Here is a 7,029-nt window from a genome sequence, read left to right as displayed (position 1 = left end):
CGTATTATAAGGCTTTGCTTAACCGTATATTTGGGTAAATTTAAGTTTTTTCTTCATTCGGATACCTCGCTCACTTTGTTTGCATAGCGGCAAGTATACCTCAATCAGAACAAAACTTAAATTTACCTCAAATCTGAAAAATCACGCTACTTAAACTCTCTCTCATTAAAAAACACGCCTGTATATATTAATTCTCTTTTTAATATTCCTTTTTCTATTATTTGCGCCGTGTCGTACGTCGTGGCGTTTTGTTAAAAAACGAAAACAGTTGACTTGTTTTTTTTTTTTTGATAAATTTTACACAAATTTCAGGCTGTAAGATTTAAAACGCATAATATGCGGTCAAATCTGTTACGAGAGGGGATAAAAGCCCTTTTGGTATTAAAAAACATGGAGGAAAATATGGTTAGTATAAAGAGAAATATGGGTTTATTATTTATAAACTTCATGATGTTCGTATGCTTTATGGGGCTTTATACCATAAGCAATGCGGTAACATGTACAGGCAGTCAGGTGCCGTGTTGTAGCGGGAGTACAATGTCATGCTGCCGGCATCCGGGTTATGGCAGTAACGGTGTGGAATTATCCTATGACTTGAGCGCGTGCACGACTTTTACCCCGATACTTCCGGATAGACCTATAATCGGGCCAATAGAATCGGAATGTACATCCGGGCAAACGCAGTATCAACCCAGCGGCACTTGCGGAACATCTGAAAGGACATGCTGTTCAAACGGCACTTGGAGCGACTGGGACGACGAATGCGACGCTTCAACTTCCTGCGGGTCAAACGAATGCTGGAACGGCTTTAATTGCGTAGCTAAGGGAACAGTTTCAAAAACGTGTTCAGGGAATATCGCAAACGCAAAAAGCGGAACTTTAACCCGTACGGCTACATGTGGCAGCAGCGGATGGAGCTACGGTTCATGGACCGGTACATGTACATGTAATACTGGATACACTTGGAACAGTTCTTCCAAAACATGCGTGGCAAAGACATGCTCAGGGGGCGATTTCTATAATGCCAGCAGTGATAAATGCTGCTCAGTAGGAAGCTATATGGTAAGAACCGGGACTGATGGAAATAATATGTTCACTAGCTGTACGGCGAATGAAATTGATGTTACAGGCGAATGCTGTACGATGAGAAATAAAGCGGAATTTCAGCTTCCGAGTTCAGCCGGCAGCTGTAGTGCATTTGCTTCAAAAGCGGGGCTGAGTTTGAACACTTCTATTGCTAGCCATGCTTGCGCAATAATGAGATAGAGAAAATCAAGATTATTATATGTAAATATTTTCCGAGGCATAAGCCTCTCAACTAACCGCCCCGGCTTCAGTTAAGAAGCCGGGGTTTTGGTATATAGATTGGAGAATCGGCTTAGCAAAAATCCAATTCTCAGGATTTATTGCCTAAGGAAAGTTCTTTTTTAATTTCTTTTTTACCTGTTACAAGTCAGGGCTGCATAATAAAGGCGGACTTTGCTCATTTCAGTCCTCTTTTAAATATTTTTTAAAGAAATCAACTACGCGCGGATCGGTTTTTATATCGCTTTGGCTGAGCGGTTTTTTAAGATATACCCCGTTTAAACTGCGCGCACGGCTCAGCGCGACGTATGTCTGCCCGGCGGCAAAAGCCCCGCGGCCCATATCAAGGCAGATGCTGTCGAAAGTCAGCCCCTGGCTTTTGTGTATTGTTATGGCCCAGGCCAGTTTTAAAGGATATTGCGTAAAACTGCCTTTGACTACCGGGGTTAATTTGTCGCTCCCGGGGAGAACCTCGTATTTAATTTCCTGCCAGGTGTGTGGCTCTACGGAGTAAACGCCGCCGCGTATGTTTACGCGGATATAATCCGGGCCCAAATCTTCAACAAATCCTATATCCCCGTTTACCCAGTATTCGTCATTTACCAGCATCATTATTTTTGAGCCTTTTTTTAAAGTCAGTATTTTATCGGCGGGAGGGGTTTTCTTATTGAAAGTTTCGGTAAATTCGGCGTTATAGCTGAAGGCTTTGCCCGGCAGACGGGAAAGCAAATAGCCGTTTCTGGCCTGAGCGTCATAGTTCGTCGCCGTAAGCGTAACGACGCTTTCGTCTTTCGGCGCGGAGAGCGCGCGCTCGGTGTTAAGATAAAAATCAAGTTCTTGGCGGCTTATTTCATTGGAGCGGATTTTGTTTAAAAGTTCCGCAAAGCCGTTGTCTTCGCTTTGGCGGAAATTGTGTTTAAGCTCAAAGACTTTTAGAGATTCTCCGTTCATACATAAAGCGTCAAAAAAGTAAGGGCTTTTGTAAATCATTTTAAAGTAAGCCAAAAAATCGGGGTTGTCCTCTTCCAATACCGGCGGGAGCTGCCACAAATCCCCGCAGAGTATAACCTTTTTTCCGCCGAAAGGCTTATTATTTTGGGCCGATTTCTTTAAGATTGCGTCGGCCGCGTCCAGCATATCGGCGCGCAGCATTGAAGCTTCGTCAATAATTAAAACGTCAAAATTCTCAATAACTTTTTTAGGCAGTTTCTTAAATTGCCCCGGTACAAGCAAATCGTTTGGTTTTAATCTGAGGAAGGAATGCAAAGTCTGCCCGCCCAAGTTCAAGGCCGCCAGGCCCGTAGGCGCGCAGAGAACGCATCTTTGATATGTATGCTCCGCAAAGTATTTTAAAAGCGTGGTCTTGCCCGTGCCGGCCCGCCCCGTAAGGAAGATAAAACGCTCCGAAGGGTCGTTTAAAATATTATACGCTTTGAGGAAAGTTTCGTTAACGGTTTCCATATCATTTAACAGGGGCATATAAAATTATAGCAATTTGCTATGATATTATTATGAATGAGAATATTTTTGCGGCTTTGTTTTTAAGTTTTCTCGCCGGCGCGGCCACTTGTATTGGCGGGCTGCTGGCGTTTTTCGTCAAGAAAGACAATTTTAAAGTTTTGGCTTTGGGGCTCGGTTTTTCGGCCGGGGTTATGATATATGTTTCTTTTATGGAAATATTGCCTCAGGCGCAAGTTTCTTTGACGGGCGTTTTCGGGTACAATCCGGCAGGGTGGATAGTGATAGCTTCTTTTTTTGCGGGGATAGTTATAGCCTCTCTTATAGACACTTGCCTGCCGCAGGCGCATCACCTGGAGGGGGACGCTCTTTCCCCAAAAAACAAACTTAAGCATTTGGGCCTTTTTACCGCGCTTACTTTGGCTTTGCATAATTTCCCGGAGGGCTTGGCTACTTTTATGGCGGCTATGCAGAGCCCGGCTTTGGGAGTTTCAATAGCGATAGCCGTAGCCGTGCATAATATCCCGGAAGGCATAGCGGTGGCTTTGCCGATTTATCACGCCACGGGCAGCAGAGGCAAAGCTTTTTGGTACTCCGCTCTTTCCGGCATGGCGGAACCCGTCGGCGCGATTGTAGGGTTTTTCTTCCTGAAAGCTTTACTCCACGAGGCCGCATTCGGCGTACTTTTCGCGCTGATAGCGGGTATTATGGTTTATATTTCTTTGGACGAACTTCTGCCGACTGCCCATGAATACGGCGATCCGCATAAAGTTATTTGGGGTGTCGTCGGCGGCATGATGGTAATGGCTCTTAGCCTTCAAATGCTTTAAAATTTAATTAACGGGACGGCTTGAATGAAAACTAATTATCCGATCTACACTATAAAACAGGAATGCCAAGATTGCTATAAATGCGTGCGCGTCTGCCCGGTGAAAGCCATACGGGTGGAAGGCGGGCACGCCGCTGTAATATCGGAAAACTGCGTAGCCTGCGGTATGTGCTATCAGGTTTGCCCCACGCACGCCAAGCACGTCAGGAACGATATTGAGAAAGTTAAAAATCTTATAAGCGGCGGAGCCAAGGTTTACGCGTCTTTGGCGCCGAGCTGGGCCGGCATTTTGGATTGCAGCGTCAGCCGCGTGGCCGGTATGCTTAAAAAGCTGGGCTTTGCCGGCGTAAGCGAAACCGCCCTCGGCGCGCAGCAGGTTTCCGCGGCCTGCGCCGAATTTTTAAATTCCGCCAAGCCCGGAGTGTATTTTTCTTCAGCCTGTCCCGTTTGCGTGGATTATATAAGCAGATATAAGCCGGAGTTTAAAAAATTTATAGTTCCGTATTCTTCCCCGGCTTTGACGCACGCCGAACTTTTAAAGCAAACCTACGGGCCTGATATCAAAGTGGTTTTTATAGGCCCATGCATCGCAAAAAAGAACGAATCGGACACTCAGGAAGATTTAATATCCGCGGCGATAACTTTTGAAGAGCTTAAAAAATGGCTTTTTGAGGAAGGCATAGACCTGCTTAATTCCCCGCAGGGGGAGGAAGGCTTTGTGCCGGAAAAATCTTCCGACGGGGCCGTCTATCCGCTGGAAGGCGGAATGCTGCGTTCCATGCGCAGAAACGGCCTTAAAGAAGACGTTAATTTAATTACCGTTACCGGCCTTAAAAACTTTTGCAGGACTTTGGATTCTTTGAAAGAACAATCCGTAGACAGAGTTTGCTTTGTTGAAACTTTGGCCTGCCCAGGCGGCTGCATAAAAGGGCCATGCCCCGGCGGGGAAGTTTCCGCTTTAAACGCTTTTTTGGGGGTGGAAAAACAATTTGACTCCTCCATACAGCCCGTAATGACGGCTAAGTATAAAGTTCCGCTGGCCTTCGGCGGCGATGAAGCCCCTGAAAAGAAATTTACGGAAGACGAAATCCTTTCGGCTTTGGCCAAAGTCGGCAAGTTTACGGTTGACGACGAAATCAACTGCGACGGCTGCGGCTATAACACCTGCCGGAACTTTGCCCATGCTCTTTTGGAAGGCAAGGCCGAACCGGCAATGTGTGTTTCCTATATGCGTAAGCGCGCCAGCCGTAAATCAAACGCGATACTGCGCTGTATACCTTCCGGCGTGGTTATTTTTAACTCGGAACTGGAAATTATAGAATCCAATTTGCCTTTTGCCAAAATAGCCGGGCAGGATATAGAGGAGCTTTACGAACAAATCCCCGGCCTTAAAGGCGCGGCTTTGGGCAAAATATTGCCGTTTGAGATGATTTTCAGACGCATTTTTAAAGACGGAAAAGAGATACATAAAGAGCGTACGCCTTTCGGCAAAAAACTTTTGGATATGACCGTGTTCCCCATTGAAGAAGGCCAAACCGCCGGACTGATAGTGCAGGACGTAACCAAGAACGAACTTCACAGGGAGATAATCGCCCAAAAAGCGCAGGAAGTTCTGAGAAAGAACGTTTTGGCCGTGCAGGAAGTGGCCGGCAGACTAGGGGAAAATATAGCCGAAACCGAAATAATTTTAAACTATATCACGGAAGGGTTCGGCCCGGAGAAAAAATAATTATGACCGACTTCGCTTTTGACATTGATTACTATCAAGTTTGCAAAAACGGAAAGCATGTATGCGGGGATTCTTTTATGACATCCCGCAGCGCGGACGGGCGTATTATAGCCGTTCTTTCCGACGGGCTCGGCAGCGGCGTAAAGGCGAATATTCTTTCCACCATGACGGCCAAAATGGCCCTTAAATTCGTGGACGCAAACTGGGACGTAAAAAAATATTGCGAGGTTATTTCAAGCGTTCTACCTATATGCAAAGAGCGCGGGCTTAACTATTCCACATTTACCATTTTGGATTTGTCGCCCGACGGACAAGTGCAGATTTTCGAGCAGGGCAATCCCTCCTTTTTATTTGTGCGGGGCGGGCGTATTATTGAGCCAGAGGCTAGGAAATCGGTGGAGGAATATCACGGCCTTAGCATAACGACGACATCCCTAAGTTTGCTTAGAGAGGATAGAATAGTCTTCTTTTCCGACGGAATCAGCCAGGCCGGCACCGGCACCCCCGATTATCCCAACGGCTGGGGGCGGGAGGGAGCCGCCGCCTTGGCTTTAAAAGTCATTAACAGAAATCCGCAGGTTTCCAGTTTGAAAATCTGTGAAACTATTATCCGCGAAGCCCGCATAAAAGACGGCCCTATAAATCCTAAAGACGATATCACCTGCGCCGCGGTTTATTTAAGAACGCCGCGCCGCGTTATGATATTTTCCGGCCCGCCTTTCAATAAAAGTTTGGACGGCAAATATGCCAAGCAGTTGGCCGCTTTCGAAGGACAAAAAGTAATTTGCGGCGGGACTACGGCTAAAATCGTAGCCAGAGAACTGGGGCTTGAAGTCCGCCCGGATTTAAACTCTTCCTCCCGTTTCGGCCCGCCTACAAGCCTGCTTGACGGAATTGACTTGGTTACCGAAGGCGTGCTGACGCTCAGCCAAACGCTTGCGGCTTTGCAGAATCATAAAGCCCCTCAAAGCGAAAGCGGCGCGTATAAGCTTTATTATACTTTGCTTGAAAATGATTATATAGATATCGTCGCCGGCACAAGAATCAATGACGCTTATCAGGACCCTGATTTCCCCAACCAATTTGTTTTAAGGCGGTCGGTGCTGGAGGGAATTGCGAGGGCTTTGAGGGAGAAATATTTTAAGGATGTCAGGGTTAAGCTGGTGTAGCTTTAACTTGGCCTAAGCTGCTTTTTTTACTCGGTCTATCTTTATCGCTCATTGCTGGTACTTTGTCGCTTTTATTTGCTCGTGTTAAGTTCTACTATCACGGCTAACAATTTTCTATTTTTGAGTATATTTTGATTTTTTACTCACTTGGATACCTCGCCGACTTCGTCGGCATAGCGGCAAGTATACCGCGTTCGTAATAAAATCAAAATCTATCTCAAAACTAAAAAATCACGCTACTTAAAGCTTCTCACGCTGAAATTCCGCGTCTATTTCATTCTCTAATACTCATTTAATGTAGGTCAGGTTTTACCTGACAAAGACTCCTTTTTAACGTCAGGCAAAGCCCGACCTACATATATGTATTAATTCTCTTTTTAATATTTTATTTGCGCCGTGTCGTACGTCGGGGCGTTTTGTTAAAAAACGAAAACAGTTGACTTGTTTTTTTTTTTTGATAAATTTCCTCTATATTTCAGGCCGGAAAATCTGTGCCGTTCGTCGTTCTTCTTTATTTGCGTTTGTTAAAGTTTTTCGGC

Annotated in this window: 5 protein-coding genes; 4 read left to right on the top strand and 1 reads right to left on the bottom strand. The window is 45.7% G+C overall.

The window, feature by feature from the left end; genetic code table 11:
* Nucleotides 1-423: 423 nt before the first annotated feature.
* Complete coding sequence (locus ACQY26_RS02915) at nucleotides 424-1,266, top strand: hypothetical protein (RefSeq protein ID WP_428047592.1); 843 nt, start codon at nucleotides 424-426, stop codon at nucleotides 1,264-1,266.
* A gap of 222 nt (nucleotides 1,267-1,488) precedes the next feature.
* Here ACQY26_RS02915 and ACQY26_RS02910 read toward each other — a convergent pair whose 3' ends face one another.
* Nucleotides 1,489-2,784, bottom strand: coding sequence for an ATP-dependent DNA helicase (locus ACQY26_RS02910; protein ID WP_428047591.1), 1,296 nt, complete (start codon nucleotides 2,782-2,784; stop codon nucleotides 1,489-1,491).
* Between the two features lie 32 nt (nucleotides 2,785-2,816).
* Here ACQY26_RS02910 and zupT point away from each other — a divergent pair, with 32 nt between their 5' ends.
* The 3 genes from zupT to ACQY26_RS02895 are packed head-to-tail and all read left to right on the top strand — an operon-like array spanning nucleotide 2,817 to nucleotide 6,490.
* Complete coding sequence (zupT, locus tag ACQY26_RS02905) at nucleotides 2,817-3,593, top strand: zinc transporter ZupT (protein ID WP_428047590.1); 777 nt, start codon at nucleotides 2,817-2,819, stop codon at nucleotides 3,591-3,593.
* Between the two features lie 24 nt (nucleotides 3,594-3,617).
* Nucleotides 3,618-5,321, top strand: coding sequence for a [Fe-Fe] hydrogenase large subunit C-terminal domain-containing protein (locus ACQY26_RS02900; protein WP_428047589.1), 1,704 nt, complete (start codon nucleotides 3,618-3,620; stop codon nucleotides 5,319-5,321).
* Nucleotides 5,322-5,323: 2 nt separating this feature from the next.
* On the top strand, nucleotides 5,324-6,490 hold the full coding sequence (locus tag ACQY26_RS02895) for a SpoIIE family protein phosphatase (protein WP_428047587.1): 1,167 nt from the start codon (nucleotides 5,324-5,326) through the stop codon (nucleotides 6,488-6,490).
* The last annotated feature ends 539 nt before the right edge of the window (nucleotides 6,491-7,029 follow it).

Source organism: Candidatus Proelusimicrobium excrementi (genome assembly GCF_937881865.1).
In the GTDB taxonomy this organism is placed as follows: domain Bacteria; phylum Elusimicrobiota; class Elusimicrobia; order Elusimicrobiales; family Elusimicrobiaceae; genus Proelusimicrobium; species Proelusimicrobium excrementi.
Note: the sequence above shows the minus strand (reverse complement) of the source record. Positions and strands in the feature narration are given on the sequence as shown.